Below are 15,311 nucleotides of genomic sequence, written 5' to 3' on the forward strand. Positions count from 1 at the left end.
CGGGCCGGGCGAGCGGGACTAGGCTTTTGCCTTCCAGTCGACCTTCACCGGGACATCATCATGACCTTCACGCCGTCCGCCGCGCTCCAGCGCGTCAAACCCTCCGCCACGCTTGCCGTCACCCAGAAGGCGCGCGAACTCAAGGCCAAGGGGATTGACGTGATCTCGCTCGGTGCCGGTGAACCGGATTTCGACACACCTGACCACATCAAAGAGGCGGCGATTGCTGCCATTCACCGCGGTGAGACGAAGTACACCAATGTCGATGGCACGCCGGCACTCAAGAACGCGATCATCAAGAAGTTCCGGCGCGACAACGGCCTCGATTATGTCGCCAACCAGATCCACGTCTCCACCGGCGGCAAGCCCGTCATCTACAATGCGCTGCTGGCCAGTCTGAATACCGGTGACGAAGTCATCATCCCGGCGCCCTACTGGGTGAGTTATCCGGAGATGGTCCGCCTGGTCGGCGGGACACCGGTCGTGGTCAAGGCCGGGATCGAGCACCGTTTCAAGATCAGCCCGGACCAGCTCGCCGCCGCGATCACACCGAGCACCCGCTGGCTGATCCTCAATTCGCCGTCCAACCCGACCGGCATGGGCTATACCCGCGACGAGCTGCGCGCCCTCGCGGACGTGCTGCTGGACCATCCGCATGTCTGGGTGATGACGGACGACATGTATGAGCACATCGTCTATCCGGGGTTTGAGTTCGCGACCATCGCCGAGGTCGAGCCGAAGCTCTATGACCGGACCCTGACGATGAACGGGGTATCGAAGGCCTATTCCATGACCGGCTGGCGGATCGGTTATGCCGGTGGACCGGCGGCGCTGATCAAGGAGATGGGCAAGGTTGCCTCCCAGACCACCTCCAACCCGTGTTCGATCTCCCAGGCGGCGGCGGTTGAAGCGCTCAATGGCGATCATTCATTCCTGGAAGCTCGCAACGCGGCGTTCCTGCGGCGCCGCGACAAGGTGCTGGAAGCCATCAACGGGTCGGACGGGCTGGTCGCGCCGACACCGGAAGGCGCCTTTTATGTGTTTGCCGATTGCTCTGGCACGATCGGCAAGAGAACCCCGGATGGGACCGTGATCAACAATGATACGGATTTCTGCGCGGCCTTGCTCGGGTCCGAAGCGGTGGCTGCCGTGCCTGGCATTGCGTTCGGACTGGAGCCCGGTTTTCGCATCTCCTACGCCACATCGGATGAAGCCCTCGCCGAGGCCGGAAAGCGGATCCAGAGGTTTTGCGCCTCACTCCGTTAGCTATAGATTATATTGATACGAGACCCAATAAATCCTGATTTGAATTATAGAGTCCCGCACCCTACATAGGGGTCAACGCAGCGGAAATTCCGCCAGCAAGGCAATCAAGGAGAACGACATGGGTATCAATATGGGACTGACCGACACGCAGCGTGAAGCCATGGCCAACGCGGTGACGGCCGTCCTGGCGGACACCTATGCGCTCTATTTCAAGACGCATGTCTACCACTGGAACGTCACCGGCCCGCGCTTCCATGACCTGCACGCCCTTTTCGAGACTCAGTATAATGAATTGTGGATGGCGACCGATGTCATCGCAGAGCGGATACGAGCCCTCGACGTCGTCGCTCCTCGCTCCTACGGCGAGATGACCGACGCAGCGTCAATCAAGTCGGGCGGAGACGCTACCGAGGCCAATGACATGCTGCGTGATCTCCTGAAAGGGCACGAGACCGTGGTCGCGACCATCCGCAAGGCCCTGACCCTCGCGTCGGAGCATGGCGACGAAGCTACGGCCGACATCCTGACGCCGCGTCTGACCGAGCACGAAAAGTCCGCATGGATGCTTCGCTCGACGATCGGCTGATTGTCCCGGCGAGGTATGTGATGAACGCCCCGGCACCCCAGGTGTCGGGGCTTTTTCATGCCCGGACGTGCAGTTGGTCCGGACAAAAAAATGCCCCGACTCCAAGAGCCGGGGCAGTGATGGTTGTGCGGGCCGGGGAGCCCGAAGGATATGGCGCCGGGTCCGAAAGGGGAGGAGAGGGACCCGGCGCGATCTTGCGCGCCCAAATGGGGAGGAGGGGCGCACAAAACTCAGAAAGGGGAAATCTGAGGAGCGGCGTGATCGCCGCGTCGGGTGGGTATATGTGTGATTGTTGCCGCGAGCGGAAGCGCCATCGCGTCATGTCTGATATGCAAAAATCGAGATTTGACACAAAGTTGCCATGCAATGCCGGATAGGCAAGCTGGCCCACTCACAAGTGACTGATTTTCCGGTGCCAGCCGGGCGAAAATGTGGCTAGCTCTGCCAGCGGCGCGCCTGCTCGATCAGAAAATCCCGGAAGGCGACAATGCGTCGTGAGCCGCGCAGTTCGCTGGGATAGACGAAGAACACCTCGAAATCGGGTCCGTCGAGGTCGGGCAGCACGCGGACCAGGTTCTTGTTCTCCCGGGCCACATAGTCGGGCAGTGCGGCGATTCCCATGCCGGCCTCGACGGCTTTCATCACGCCATAAATGGTATTGACCTCGATCACTGCCGGGCGGGGTGCGGCGCCGTCCGCGCGACCGGCTTTTGCCGCCCAGTCAAGGCCGGGGATGGGGGCCAGCTGTGGCGGGCCATAATAGATGATCGCGTGGTCATCCAGCTCGGTCGGCGCACTTGGGGCCCCTTTGCGCTCGATATAGTCGTGGCTGGCATAAAGGTGCTGGCGTACGGACAGGAGTTTGCGCTGGACAAGATCATTCTGCGTCGATGGCCAGGGCCGGATGCCGACTTCCGCTTCCAGGCCGGCCAGGTCGAGTTCGTGGTCATCGAGCATCAGGCGGATGCGGATATTGGGATACTCATTGTTGAACTCGGCCAGGCGCGGCGCCAGCCAGATTGCCCCGAGGGCGGTCGGCGCGGTCACCTTCAACTCGCCGGACGGCTCGTCGCGGGCGTCATGCACATGGGCTTCCGCGATGGCAACCTTGGAGGCGATCTCGTGGGCCGCACCGTAGAGCAGATTGCCTGGCTCGGTCGGGATCAGTCCGCGCGCGTGCCGGTGGAACAATGTCACACCGAGATCATCCTCCAAGGCGGCGATCTGGCGGCTGACGGCGGACTGCGACAGACCCAGCATCTCGGCGGCCTTGGTCAGGGACCCGGCCTGCGCCGCGGCGTGAAAGGTTTTCAGCTTGTCCCAGTCCATGCCCGGCATCTCCCCCGATTGGAATCAATGCGGGCAGTCTAGACACAAAGTGGCAAAGCGCGAGCCTAGCGGTTGGTCTCGCCTTCGCTGTCAGGGGCATTGTCGGACGCTTGGTCGGACGGCAGGTCCGGATCGATGGTCGGCAGGTCTGTGGTAAAGACCTCGCCATAGCGGCCTTCATTGATCAGCTCGATCCGCCGTTCGCGGACCGCGGTCAGCAGGATTGCCGCGTTCGGCGGCAGGGTCGCGCAATTGGCGACCACGCCGGTCGGCTGGGATTGTGGGCCGCTGCCAAAGGCGAATGATGTCATGGTGGACGGGCCGGCGACGCCTGTACAGCGGCGCGAGCCATTGATCATGTCGGCGATCTGCCAGTCCGACACCCGCGCGGAGACAGGGCGATCAACGTCGATCTGCTCGGCGGTTTCCTCGTTGGCGTACTGGCGCAGATGGGAGCGGAGATCGGCGTCGAAATCCGGGAACAGAACGCGCGCCTCATCATAGACCTCCGAGACTCGCAGCTCGCGATTGTTGACCTCGACCCCGCGCAGGGAGTTGACGAATTCGCGGGCCGTCCCATCCAGCTGCTGCCACACCGCATTTCCCGTATAGGCGGAGCGACGCAGCTCCGGGCTTCCCACAGAGCCATTGAAAAAGCCGTACATGACCCGAGGGTCGTCCCAATTGGCATAGACAATGCCGTGGCGGATGTCGTTGAGGCTGAGGCGTTGTCCCTCAACGGTCAGGATCTTGGCATCGAACACGTTCTCATCGGTTCCGTGGGCCTCCATGCGGTCGATCCAGTGAACCGGGTAGTTCAGCATGGTCTGTTCGATGATGGCGACGTTGTAGAGGTTGAACCAGTAGGCCAGTTGTTCGTCGCGGTTGAGCCGGGCAAGGCCACCGAACTGGTCAGGCAGGGCCTCCAGATCTTCGCGCATGAAGGTAATGGCTTCGCTGTATTCATCGTTGAGCACGTGATAGACGACGCGATTGCCTTCATGCCGGTAGCGGCTGGTGTTCGCGGTGTTGATGCGGGTGCCGGTCAGCACCGGACGGTCACGCTCCGGCATCCGGTCCATCGGTGGAACGTTGAGCACGATGCCGCGCAGGATCACCGACCAGCCCTCGTGGTCAATGACCAGGTTTGAATTTTCGTTCGCCTGCGCGAAGACGGACAGGTTTGTCGGCGTCTGGGCGTGAGCCGCACCTGCGGGCACTGCAGCCAAGGCAATCAGGGCGATGCTGGCAAGGAATGTACGACGCATGGGCTTGTCTCCACTCACGGAACGAATGCGCGACTGCGCTTTTATCGGCGCGAATCTAGCCCGACATGCCGCCAAGGCAAGGGGGACTGGCGTTAAATGAATTCCATGTTGCCGGTCCGGCATGCTCTGACGGAGACGCCACATTGCGCCTCCCGGAACCGTCCACGACCGGCCTATTCCTGCGACGCGAGGAAACGTTCGGCATCAAGGGCAGCCATGCAGCCCATGCCGGCCGCGGTGACAGCCTGACGATAGATGTCGTCGGTCACGTCGCCCGCGGCAAACACGCCGGGAATGGAGGTTTTTGGCGTTCCCGGCTCGACCACCAGATAACCGCCCTCCTTGGTCTCGAGCTGTCCCACGAACAGCTCTGTCGCCGGCGCATGCCCGATCGCCACGAAAAACCCGTGGGCCGGGATGTCAGTGGTCGTGCCGGTCTTGACGTTTTTCACGCGGACTGCGGTCACGCCGGCCGGATCACTGTCCCCGAGCACTTCTTCGACTTCACTGTCCCACACCACTTCGATCTTCTCGTGCTTGAACAGGCGGTCCTGCATCACTTTCTCGGCCCGCAGGCTGTCGCGGCGGTGGACCAGCGTGACCTTGGAGGCGAAATTGGTCAGGAAGAGCGCTTCCTCGACGGCGGTGTTGCCGCCGCCGACCACGACGACTTCCTTGCCGCGATAGAAGAAACCGTCACAGGTCGCACAGGCCGACACGCCAAAGCCCTGGAATTTCTGCTCGCTCTCCAGGCCCAGCCATTTGGCCTGGGCACCGGTGGCGATGATGACGCTGTCAGCCGTGTAAACCGTGCCGCTGTCACCCTTGAGCACGAAGGGGCGGGCGTTCAGATCCGCCTCGACAATGATGTCGGCGACCATGTCGGTGCCGACCTTTTCAGCCTGCTCGCGCATCTGGTCCATCAGCCAGGGGCCCTGGATCACGTCGGCGAAGCCGGGATAGTTCTCGACATCGGTGGTGATCGTCAGCTGGCCGCCCGGCTGCAAACCGGCGATCAGCGTCGGCTCGAGCATGGCGCGGGCCGCATAGATGGCAGCGGTGTATCCGGCAGCGCCGGAGCCGATGATGATCAGGCGCGAGTGGCGCGTCTCGGACATGGTCGAACCTCGAAGTCGTTTCGGGGGCGTGCCCCGGCATGGGAGTGATTGGGGTCTATATAGGCAATCGTTCGGACTTTGCCTGCCCGGCGTTGCAGTCCGGCTTTTGCGCCGGTCTACTCGTTGGCGGGTGGCAGCAGGGCGCGCACCAGGTTGGCATCTCGACCGCCTGGCCAGTTCATGGTCGCGAACGGGTCCTCGCCGGCCGCCTCGGTGGCGATCAGATGGGCGGCATACAAGTGCGCCGAACGGGTGCCCGACCGGCAATGCATGACGACGGGACCGTCCTGGGCCGCGAGAATGTCCGCCAGTGCCGTCGTCAATGACGGATCGGCACCGTGGGCGCCGCCGATGGGCATGTCCACATAGCGCATGCCGCGCGCTTCAACGGCGGCTGCCAGGTCGAAGGGCAGGCCGGCGGTTTCTTCCGGCGTCCGAGAATTGATCACGGTACGCGCACCGGCGGCGGCCCAGGCATCCAGATCGGCTTCATCCGGCTGGCTGGCGAGCCAGACCTGGTCGTGGCGGGCCACAATCGAGGCGTCGTCCTGCAGGGTCATGGTCACTCCCAAAAGGCTTAGAAAGGCGATGAATATCGGCATCAGGCGGCCTTGATGTCCGATTGGCCACGGTGGCCCCGGAATTGGTCGAGAACAGCGCGGGCGGCGCGTCGGGTCTCGTTAAGTGGCGGGTAGGTCCAGCGATCCAGCCGACCGAGATAGGGGCGAACCGCGCCGCAGGCCTCCAGTTCGGCATGAAGCAGGGCGAACTTGCCCGGCGTGCCGGTCAGAGGCAGGACATAGACCGGCGCGCCGGTCGTGCTGGCCTCAACCAGCATATTGGTCGATTCTTCCGTCACGAAAATCCACTCGGCCGCCGCCAGGAAGGTGAAATAGGGGTTCTCGCCGGCGCCGCCACCCTCTCCCTCGCCATCATGATACCAGACCCGCTCACGCTGCCCGAAATGCGCTCTCAGGGTCGCCCGCACGGTGGCCGGGGTCCGGCGGGACACCGTGACCATCAAGGACGCACCGTCTGCGAGCAGGCCATCCAGGCGGCTGGTAAGGTAACGGGCACTGGCGTTGTCCAGCTTGAAGCGCTTGGAATTCCCTCCGATCAGCACAGCCACGCGCGGGCCGGGAAGCATTGCGAGGCGCTTCGGGAAGCGCGCGTTCGCTGCCGCCAGGACTTCCGGTGTCACGCGATTGGGCGAGCCGGTCATGGACAGGGCGTTGGACCGTACCAGGCGGTCGTGTGACGGCGCGACGATCAGGTCGAAATCGTCGTGACGATGTCTCGGGTCCTGCACATAGACAAATTTACAGTCCGGGAAAATGCGCCGGTGTCGGCCGGCAAACGGCACTGCGGCACGCCCGCACCCGATCCAGATATCGGGATGGGAGTGGGCCGGTAGCGTCACAAACCCGTCCTGTCGAACAGTGATCCGCTCGATGCGGTGCGGCACTTTCAGTTCGCGCCCGACCGCCTCGGCCAGGCCGAGGGCCTGGTTTTCTATGCCGCGGCGACCGTCGGAAACGACCCAGATCGTCGTGTCATGGCGTGCAGGATCAGACATGGGCACAGTTAGTAGCCGCACGCCCGGAGCCGTCAAGCACGCGGCTCGCTTGACAGGGCGTGTTACGCGTGTAGCGTAATGTGACATCTGTAGCGTCAGTCGCCGCTGCCTGCCCGGCATGCCGCGCGAAAACTGGACCGGAGTGATCGCATGACCGCCACCGCCCCCTCCCAGGCCGAATTGGCCATCCTGAAGCATCTGTGGACCGCCGGCCCCCAGGCCGCCCGGGAAGTCCAGGACCGTATCGCCGGCTCGACCGGTTGGTCCTATTCGACCACCCGGACACTGCTTGCGCGGATGACGGAAAAGGGTCTGGTCGCGCGGCAGGACGTGCACGGCCTGTCCGTGTTCAGCGCCAAGGTCGAAAAAGTCACCCTGATGGGACGGTTGATCCGCGACTTCGCGGCCAATGTGCTGGACATGGACGGCCCGATGCCGGCGACCGCCTTTGCCAACAGCCGCCTGTTCTCCGAGCAGGAGGCCGAGGCGCTGACCCGGTTGCTGGAGACGTCCGGCGATGCCAGCGAGGGAGATCCGAAATGAACGGTTTGCTGGACGCCATCCTGATCGGGGCAGCGTTGTCCCTCCTGTCGGGTCTTGTCGCTTTGTGCTTCGCGAGCTGGCAGACCCGCCGCGGTCGGGGCGGATCGGCGCTCTGGCGCGCGGCCCGCTGGGCCGCCCTGGCTCCACTGCTCCTCGCTCCGCTGATCTATGCCATACCCGAAACAAGTGTCGCGCCGATGCACGCGCCGCTTCCGGACGCCGACCTTCCGGCAACGCTTGGTGGCCCGGCTACGGGCATCGCCGGATCTGACCCCTTCACAGTTTTCATGGCTTTCGAGTGGCTGCCGGTTCTGGTGGCGCTCTATGGCCTTGGCTTGCTGTTCACCCTGGCTTGCGCGGGCCTCCGTCACTTTCGGCGGTCGGCCCTGTTGAAAGGCAGCCGACCGGCGCCGGATGTCGCACAGGACTACCTGTCCGTCCTGGCCTCGCGGGTCGGTGTTGAAACGCCCGACTTTCGCCTGCGGGACGGACTGGCATCGCCGCTACTGACCGGGTGGTCGCCGGTGATCCTGGCGTCGCCGGACCTTCTCGATGACACAACCGCCAGCCGTTACGCCCTGACCCATGAGCTGGTTCATTTCCGGCGCGGCGATGAGCAGGACCGTTTGCTGGGTGCGGCTCTGGTGGCGGTGTTGTGGTTCCACTGGCCGCTGCGCCGGATCGAACGCGAACTCCATGAGGCCCGCGAAATCGACTGCGATGCAGAAAGTCTGGAGGCGCTGGGGGGCGCTGAGCGCAAGCCCTATGCGGCGACGCTTATCACCATGATGCGAAGCCCGGCCCATCCGGTGTCGGCCTTCGGCCCCGATGACAGGAGACATCGAGAAATGCGTATCAAAGCCATACTGTCCGGCCGTTCGGCCCGGTCGTCCTCGCGCCTGCTGGCCGTGCTGCTGACCGGCGTGTCCATCCTGCCCGTGGCCTGCGCCCAGGCCGCCCTCACTGATCGCACACAGTTGGCGGTGGATCTGTCCACCCCGGCCGACCATCGGGTGGCCCGCTTCCACGCGGCGCCGCATGTGGACGGCGAAATCGACGCGGATCATGAGCTCCACTTCGACGAGAATATTCATGCCGAGCATGATGTCGAGAGGGAGTTCCGACATGACAGCGAGTACGGCCACAGGGTTTTCCGCACCGAAGAGGGCAATGAGCTCCGTTTCGATCCGCGTGACCTGGATGCCGACGAGACTGTGATGTTTATTCCGGAGGATGATGAGGGCGAGACCGTTATCTTCACCTCCCGCGATGGCGGGACAGGCGGCTATACCTTCATCGACGAGGACGGCACTGTCGCCCGCTTCGATCCGGCGCCGGGTTCGGTGTGGGAGACTGACGATGGCATCTTGCGTCCGTTGGCCCCGCCCGCCGATCCGGCAGAGGCTGTTCCGTCCGCAGAGCCTGCACCTGCCGCTCCCGCGAGCGAGCCGGCCCCGGTGCGTGATGCGGCCGAACCCGCCGCTGCGCCGCGGCCTGACGGCCGCAAGCTGACGGCCCCGACGCCGGCTGCCGCGCCGACGGCTCCAGCGTTCACCCACACCGTCGCCGATGGCCGCATCTCCAGCCGCTACGGGCATCGCCCCGCGGCGCCGGCCGGAATTCCCCGTGATCACCGGGGCACAGACATTGCCGCCCCGACCGGTACGCCGATCCATGCACCGGGGGCCGGCACCGTCACCCACGCGGCTGCGGGCCTGAATGGCAGCGAGGCGTGGGGCAATACGGTGGTCATCGACCACGGTGCCGGCTGGCAGACGGTCTACGCCCACATGGACGGGTTTGACGTCGAGGTCGGTGATTTCGTCGATGCCGGCGAGCAGATCGGCCGCGTCGGATCCACCGGTCGCTCGACCGGTCCGCATGTCCATGTCGAACTGCGCCATGATGGTGAGCGGATTGACCCAGCCACCTGGCTGCCCGGCCTGCGCTGACTTCAAGCCACTGCAAGCGTATGAGGAAATTGGAGCCGGTCCGGCAACGGGCCGGCTCTTTTCATGGGGCGGGGATAGCTGGGCTTTCAACTTGCCGGTACGGCCCTGATCGGCCCATCATCCCCGTATGAATGACCTCCAAGCAGTTTTTCAATGGTCGGGGATGAAAATGGCAGAACGTGAATTCGATATCGTCGTATACGGGGCAACAGGCTTTACCGGGCGTCTGGTGGCCGAGTATCTCGCTGCAGAGCATGGCGCCGTGTCCTGGGCCATGGCCGGACGGTCAGAGCGGAAGTTGGCCGAGGTGCGCGACTTGATCGGCGCTCCTGCGAACACGCCCCTGATCGTGGCTGACAGCGCCGACGCGGCCTCGCTTGATGCGCTGGCGGCCCGTGCCCGCGCCGTCATCACCACCGTCGGCCCGTATCAGCTCTATGGCGAGCCGCTGGTGAAGGCCTGTATCTCCGCCGGGACTGACTATGTCGACTTGTGCGGCGAGCCGGCCTGGATGCACGACATCATCGCCGATCATGATGCCGCGGCGCGCGAGAGCGGGGCCCGCATCGTTCTGTCCTGCGGGTTTGATTCCATCCCGTTTGATCTCGGCGTCTACCACCTGCAACAGGCCGCCATTGCCAAGACGGGTGCTCCGATCAGTCGGGTGAAAGGCCGCGTCCGCAAGATGAGGGGAACTTTTTCCGGCGGGACCGCGGCGAGCTTTGCCGAGACGATGGTCCGGGCCGGCAAACAGCCCGAGATCATCGACTGGCTGCGCGACCCCTTCTCACTGGTCCCCGGTTTTGATGGCCCCAAGCAGCCAAGCGGCTCGAAGGTGATCTTCGAGGAGGACCTCAATTCCTGGGCCGCACCCTTCGTCATGGCCACGATCAACACCAAGAATATCCACCGCTCCAATGCCCTTCTGGGTCACCGCTATGGCGAGGACTTCGTCTATGACGAAATGTTCCTGACCGGGCCGGGCGATCAGGGCGAAGGCTTCGCCAAGATGGTCGCCAACGACAAGTCGATGTCGGAAAACCCGCCCAAGCCGGGTGAAGGACCGTCTAAAGAAGAGCGCGAGACCGGCTTCTACGATGTGATGTTCACCGGCCTCACCAAGGACGGAGACCGCATGACCGCCAGCGTCTCCGGCAAGCGCGATCCGGGCTACGGCTCGACCTCGCGCATGATCGCCGAAGCGGGCCTGTGCCTGGCGTTCGATGTCGACCGCGACACCACGCCGGGCGGTGTTTACACGACGGCACCGGCGATGGGAGAGGCGTTGATTGAGCGCCTGCAAAGGCATGCGGGACTGACGTTTGCGATTGAGGAGTAGGCTCCGCGGTCTGAAACGCGAGGCTCTTTGAACTCGTCATTGAACACGGGACCTGGTACTGCGCCAAGCAAGGCCGGGCTCCAAGTCGGCAGTCGAGAAACGCTCGAACCGGGCCATAAATCCCATGCCAGCCAGCGGGCCTCAGAGGTTCAGTCGGGTCAAGGGCGCTTGCGCCGCGTCGCGGTTTCACCCTTGACCCGACTGAACCTCTGAGGCGGAATCCCGGCAAGAGAATTAAGGGGAACTCCGCTCGCGCGCACCGATTGACGGCTCGTCCTGACCGTGGAGAGGCAGGAGTCCTGCGGGCATCCCCACAACGCAAAACCGGCACCCCATCGGAGCGCCGGTTTGGCAAGTCATCGCGTGGGACGAGTGGGCCTAGCCCCAGCTCACCGACATGATCTCATAGCTTTTCAGCCCGCCGGGCGCGTTCACTTCCGCGACGTCGCCGACTTCCTTGTTGATAAGGGAGCGGGAGAGGGGGGAGGAGATGGAAATCTTGCCGGATTTCACATCCGATTCGTCCTCGCCGACGATCTGGTAGGTTGATTCCTGCTCGGTATCCTCGTCGAGCACGGTGACGGTGGCACCGAACTTGACGGTGTCGCCGGACATCTTGGTGATGTCGATCACCTGGGCACGGGCGAGCTTGTCTTCGAGCTCCTGCACCCGGCCTTCGATCCAGCCCTGGCGCTCCTTGGCCGCGTGATACTCAGCGTTTTCAGACAGATCGCCATGCTCGCGCGCCTCCGAAATCGCCGCGATCACGGCCGGGCGTTCGATGGTTTTCAGACGTTTCAGCTCTTCGTCGAGGGCGATCTGCCCGGCAACGGTCATCGGGATCTTGTTCATGCGACCACTTATCTTCGGGAAAGAGGAGACAGGCTAGCCTCCGCTTAATTGACCATCAAGAGTAGGTCTGCAGCGCTTGGGGTTCAAGCGCTCCCTCATCAATGCGACGCAGCGATGCAATCGCCGCCCTCGCGGCCGAAGCGGTGGTGTAACAGGGGATGCGGGCTTCAAGGGCAGAGCGGCGGATGGAATAGCTGTCCAGATGTGACTGGCGCCCCTCTGTCGTATTGAAGATCAACTGCACTTCGCCATTCTTCATGGCGTCGACAATGTGCGGGCGGCCCTCAAACACCTTGTTGACCCGGGTCACCGGAATGCCTGCATTCTCGAACGTGCTGGCCGTGCCGCCGGTCGCAAGAATGGTAAAGCCCAGCATTTTCAGGACACGGACCGGTTCGATCATCGCGGCCTTGTCGCCTTCCTTCAGCGAGATGAAGACGGCGCCCTTGCGTGGCAGCGCGATGCCGGCCCCCAGCTCGGCCTTGGCAAAGGCGGCTTCGAAGGTGGTGTCGATGCCCATGACCTCTCCGGTCGAGCGCATTTCCGGCCCCAGCACCGGATCGACGCCCGGAAAGCGCGACCACGGCATGACCGCTTCCTTGACCGAGATATGTTTCGGCGCCGGCACTTTCAGGCCGAACTCCTTGAGCGGTGTGCCGGCCATCACCTTGGCGGCGATCTTGGCGACCGGCTGGCCGATGGCCTTGGCCACGAAGGGCACGGTGCGCGAGGCGCGCGGATTGACTTCGAGGACAAAGATCTCGCCATTCTTGACCGCGAACTGGACGTTCATCAGGCCCTTCACGCCAATCGCCTTGGCCATGGCGACGGTTTCGGCCTTCAGCTCGGCGATCATCTCGTCGGACAGGTTGTAGGGCGGCAGCGAGCAGGCGCTGTCACCGGAATGCACGCCGGCTTCCTCGATATGCTGCATCACGCCAGCGACCCAGACATCTGTGCCGTCACAGATGGCGTCGACATCGATCTCGTCGGCATCGGTAAGATAGCGGTCGAGCAGGAGCGGCGATTTGCCGGACACATTGACGGCCTCACGGATGTAGCGCTCGAAACTGTCCATCTCGCGGATGATTTCCATGGCCCGGCCGCCCAGCACGTAGGACGGTCGCAGAACCAGCGGGAAGCCAAGCTGTTCTGCCGCCGCCCGGGCTTCCTCGTCGGTCGAGGCAATCGCGTTGGGCGGCTGTTTGAGACCCAGATTGTCGAGCAGGTCCTTGAAACGTTTGCGGTCTTCGGCCAGGTCGATGGCATCCGGCGCGGTGCCGAGGATCGGTACGCCCTCGTCTTCCAGCTCTCCGGCCAGCTTGAGCGGCGTCTGGCCGCCATACTGGACGACAACACCCAGCAGCGTGCCGTTCTCGCGTTCGGTCTCGATCAGCTCGAGCGTGTCCTCGATGGTCAGCGGCTCGAAATAAAGGCGGTCGGCGGTGTCGTAATCGGTCGATACGGTTTCCGGATTGCAGTTCACCATGATGGACTCGATGCCCATCTCGCCAAAGGCAAAGGCGGCGTGACAGCAGCAATAATCGAACTCGATACCCTGGCCGATGCGGTTCGGTCCGCCGCCCAGGATAATGGCTTTCTTCGCATCCGTAGGATTGCTCTCGCAATCGGTCTGGCCGCCAAAGGCCGGCAGCTCATAGGTCGAATACATATAGGGCGTCGCGGCGAAAAACTCGGCGGCGCAGGTATCGACACGTTTGAACACCGGGCGAACGCCAAGGGCGCGGCGGGCCTTGCGGATGTCCGCCTCCTCGACCTTGACCAGCTTGGCGAGGCGGGCATCCGAGAAGCCCATCGCCTTGATGTCACGGAAGGCGTCGGCCGTGTCGGGCAGGCCCAGCGTGGCGATGTCATCCTCTGTGGTGATCAGTTCAGCGATCTGGCGCAGGAACCAGGGCTCGTAGAGTGACGCGCGTTCGACCTCGTCAACCGTGAGCCCCTCTCGGAAAGCCTGGGCAATGACCCGCAGACGGTCCGGCGTCGCCAGGGCAAGCGCTGCGCGGACGGCTTGCTTGCGGGCATCGATATCGACGGCGTCATCAACGCCGGGGATGTCGATTTCGTCAAAGCCTGTCAGGCCGGTTTCCATCGAGCGCAGGGCTTTCTGCATGCTCTCCTGGAAGGTGCGGCCAATGGCCATGGCCTCGCCGACCGACTTCATCGAGGTCGACAGCTTGGCTTCGGCGCCCGGATATTTCTCGAAGGCAAAGCGCGGGATCTTGGTGACGACATAGTCGATCGTCGGCTCGAAGGCGGCTGGTGTCGCACCATCGGTGATGTCGTTGGCGATCTCGTCGAGCGTGTAGCCGACGGCCAGCTTGGCGGCGACCTTGGCGATCGGGAAACCGGTTGCCTTGGACGCCAGGGCCGAGGAACGCGATACGCGCGGGTTCATCTCGATGACGACCATCCGGCCGTCAGCCGGATTAACGGCGAATTGAACATTCGACCCGCCGGTCTCGACACCGATCTCACGCAGCACGGCGAGCGAGGCCGAACGCATGATCTGGTATTCCTTGTCGGTCAGGGTCAGAGCCGGGGCAACGGTAATCGAATCGCCCGTATGGACCCCCATCGGGTCCACATTCTCGATCGAGCAGACGATGATGCAGTTGTCGGCCTTGTCGCGGACAACCTCCATCTCGAACTCTTTCCAGCCAACAATCGATTCCTCGACCAGGATTTCGTCGACCGGGGAGGCATCAAGGCCTGTGCCGCAGATATGGCGGTATTCTTCGACATTGTAGGCGATGCCGCCACCGGTGCCGCCCAGGGTGAAAGACGGGCGGATAATGGCTGGCAGGCCGATCTCGCTCATCACCGCCTCGGCTTCGGCCATTGAGTGGACGGTGCGCGAACGCGGGCTTTCCAGCCCGATCTTGTCCATCGCGTCGCGGAAGCGCTCGCGGTTTTCGGCCTTGTCGATGACGTCGGCCTTGGCGCCGATCATCTCGACGCCGAACAGGTCCAGCACACCACGCCGGTCCAGTTCGAGGGCGCAGTTCAGCGCCGTCTGGCCGCCCATGGTGGGCAGCAACGCGTCCGGGCGTTCCTTTTCGATCACCTTGGCGACCATGTCCGGCGTGATCGGCTCGATATAGGTGGCATCGGCCAGTTCCGGGTCGGTCATGATGGTGGCCGGGTTGGAATTGACCAGGATGACCCGGTAACCCTCTGCCTTCAGCGCCTTGACCGCCTGAACCCCTGAATAGTCGAACTCACAGGCCTGTCCGATGACGATGGGACCGGCGCCGATGATCAGGATGGACTGGATGTCGGTACGTTTGGGCATGGGCGTGGCCTTCTTTTCCCGTCTCGTGCTTGTCGCGGCGTGCAAGTCATGCGCGCGCGCTTGTCGCGGCCTTCCGGGGACGGAGTGCCGTGCAAGCGATCAGTTTTGGTGCTGAAGCGGGTACCTATCGCGGAATCGGCGTCATGGCGAGGGGTAAACTGTGCGAATT

12 protein-coding genes are annotated in these 15,311 nt (G+C 63.5%); 5 read left to right on the forward strand and 7 right to left on the reverse strand.

What is annotated here, in order from left to right:
- The first annotated feature begins 60 nt into the window (after positions 1–60).
- Both VOI18_RS09755 and VOI18_RS09760 read left to right on the forward strand, forming a co-directional pair.
- The gene (locus VOI18_RS09755; protein WP_323762217.1) at positions 61–1,266 is read left to right on the forward strand and encodes a pyridoxal phosphate-dependent aminotransferase; all 1,206 of its coding nucleotides are present in this window, start codon (positions 61–63) and stop codon (positions 1,264–1,266) included.
- Between the two features lie 118 nt (positions 1,267–1,384).
- On the forward strand, positions 1,385–1,852 hold the full coding sequence (locus VOI18_RS09760) for a DNA starvation/stationary phase protection protein (protein ID WP_323762218.1): 468 nt from the start codon (positions 1,385–1,387) through the stop codon (positions 1,850–1,852).
- Positions 1,853–2,287: 435 nt separating this feature from the next.
- On the opposite strand, the gene VOI18_RS09765 is transcribed toward VOI18_RS09760, so the two are convergent.
- From VOI18_RS09765 to VOI18_RS09785, 5 genes are all read right to left on the reverse strand, one after another.
- Entirely contained in the window at positions 2,288–3,181 is an 894-nt protein-coding gene (locus VOI18_RS09765; RefSeq protein ID WP_323762219.1) for a LysR family transcriptional regulator, read from the reverse strand.
- A gap of 65 nt (positions 3,182–3,246) precedes the next feature.
- Positions 3,247–4,449, reverse strand: coding sequence for a DUF547 domain-containing protein (locus VOI18_RS09770; RefSeq protein WP_323762220.1), 1,203 nt, complete (start codon positions 4,447–4,449; stop codon positions 3,247–3,249).
- Between the two features lie 173 nt (positions 4,450–4,622).
- Complete coding sequence (gene trxB, locus VOI18_RS09775) at positions 4,623–5,567, reverse strand: thioredoxin-disulfide reductase (protein WP_323762221.1); 945 nt, start codon at positions 5,565–5,567, stop codon at positions 4,623–4,625.
- 116 nt (positions 5,568–5,683) lie between these two features.
- A complete protein-coding gene (locus VOI18_RS09780) occupies positions 5,684–6,127 on the reverse strand; it encodes a beta-lactamase hydrolase domain-containing protein (RefSeq protein ID WP_323762222.1) in 444 nt (147 codons plus the stop codon).
- A 41-nt stretch (positions 6,128–6,168) separates the two neighbouring features.
- Positions 6,169–7,143: a mitochondrial fission ELM1 family protein gene (locus VOI18_RS09785; RefSeq protein ID WP_323762223.1), complete on the reverse strand. Its 975-nt coding sequence runs from the start codon at positions 7,141–7,143 to the stop codon at positions 6,169–6,171.
- A gap of 150 nt (positions 7,144–7,293) precedes the next feature.
- On the opposite strand from VOI18_RS09785, the gene VOI18_RS09790 reads away from it, so the two are divergent.
- The 3 genes from VOI18_RS09790 (at position 7,294) to VOI18_RS09800 (ending at position 10,977) form a co-directional block, all read left to right on the forward strand.
- Complete coding sequence (locus VOI18_RS09790) at positions 7,294–7,686, forward strand: BlaI/MecI/CopY family transcriptional regulator (protein ID WP_323762224.1); 393 nt, start codon at positions 7,294–7,296, stop codon at positions 7,684–7,686.
- Complete coding sequence (locus tag VOI18_RS09795; protein WP_323762225.1) at positions 7,683–9,638, forward strand: M23/M56 family metallopeptidase; 1,956 nt, start codon at positions 7,683–7,685, stop codon at positions 9,636–9,638. The genes VOI18_RS09790 and VOI18_RS09795 overlap by 4 nt, the downstream gene beginning before the upstream one ends.
- 169 nt (positions 9,639–9,807) lie before the next feature.
- Positions 9,808–10,977, forward strand: a complete 1,170-nt coding sequence (locus VOI18_RS09800; RefSeq protein ID WP_323762226.1) for a saccharopine dehydrogenase family protein — start codon at positions 9,808–9,810, stop codon at positions 10,975–10,977.
- A 378-nt stretch (positions 10,978–11,355) separates the two neighbouring features.
- Here the strand turns inward: VOI18_RS09800 and greA are convergent, their stop codons facing one another.
- Both greA and carB read right to left on the reverse strand, forming a co-directional pair.
- Positions 11,356–11,829: a transcription elongation factor GreA gene (gene greA / locus VOI18_RS09805; RefSeq protein ID WP_323762227.1), complete on the reverse strand. Its 474-nt coding sequence runs from the start codon at positions 11,827–11,829 to the stop codon at positions 11,356–11,358.
- Positions 11,830–11,884: 55 nt separating this feature from the next.
- Positions 11,885–15,142 carry a carbamoyl-phosphate synthase large subunit gene (gene carB / locus VOI18_RS09810; RefSeq protein ID WP_323762228.1) on the reverse strand — a complete coding sequence of 1,086 codons (3,258 nt, stop codon included), beginning with the start codon at positions 15,140–15,142 and terminating at the stop codon, positions 11,885–11,887.
- Positions 15,143–15,311: the final 169 nt, after the last annotated feature.

The organism is Maricaulis sp., from assembly GCF_034670125.1.
Classification (GTDB): Bacteria; Pseudomonadota; Alphaproteobacteria; order Caulobacterales; family Maricaulaceae; genus Maricaulis.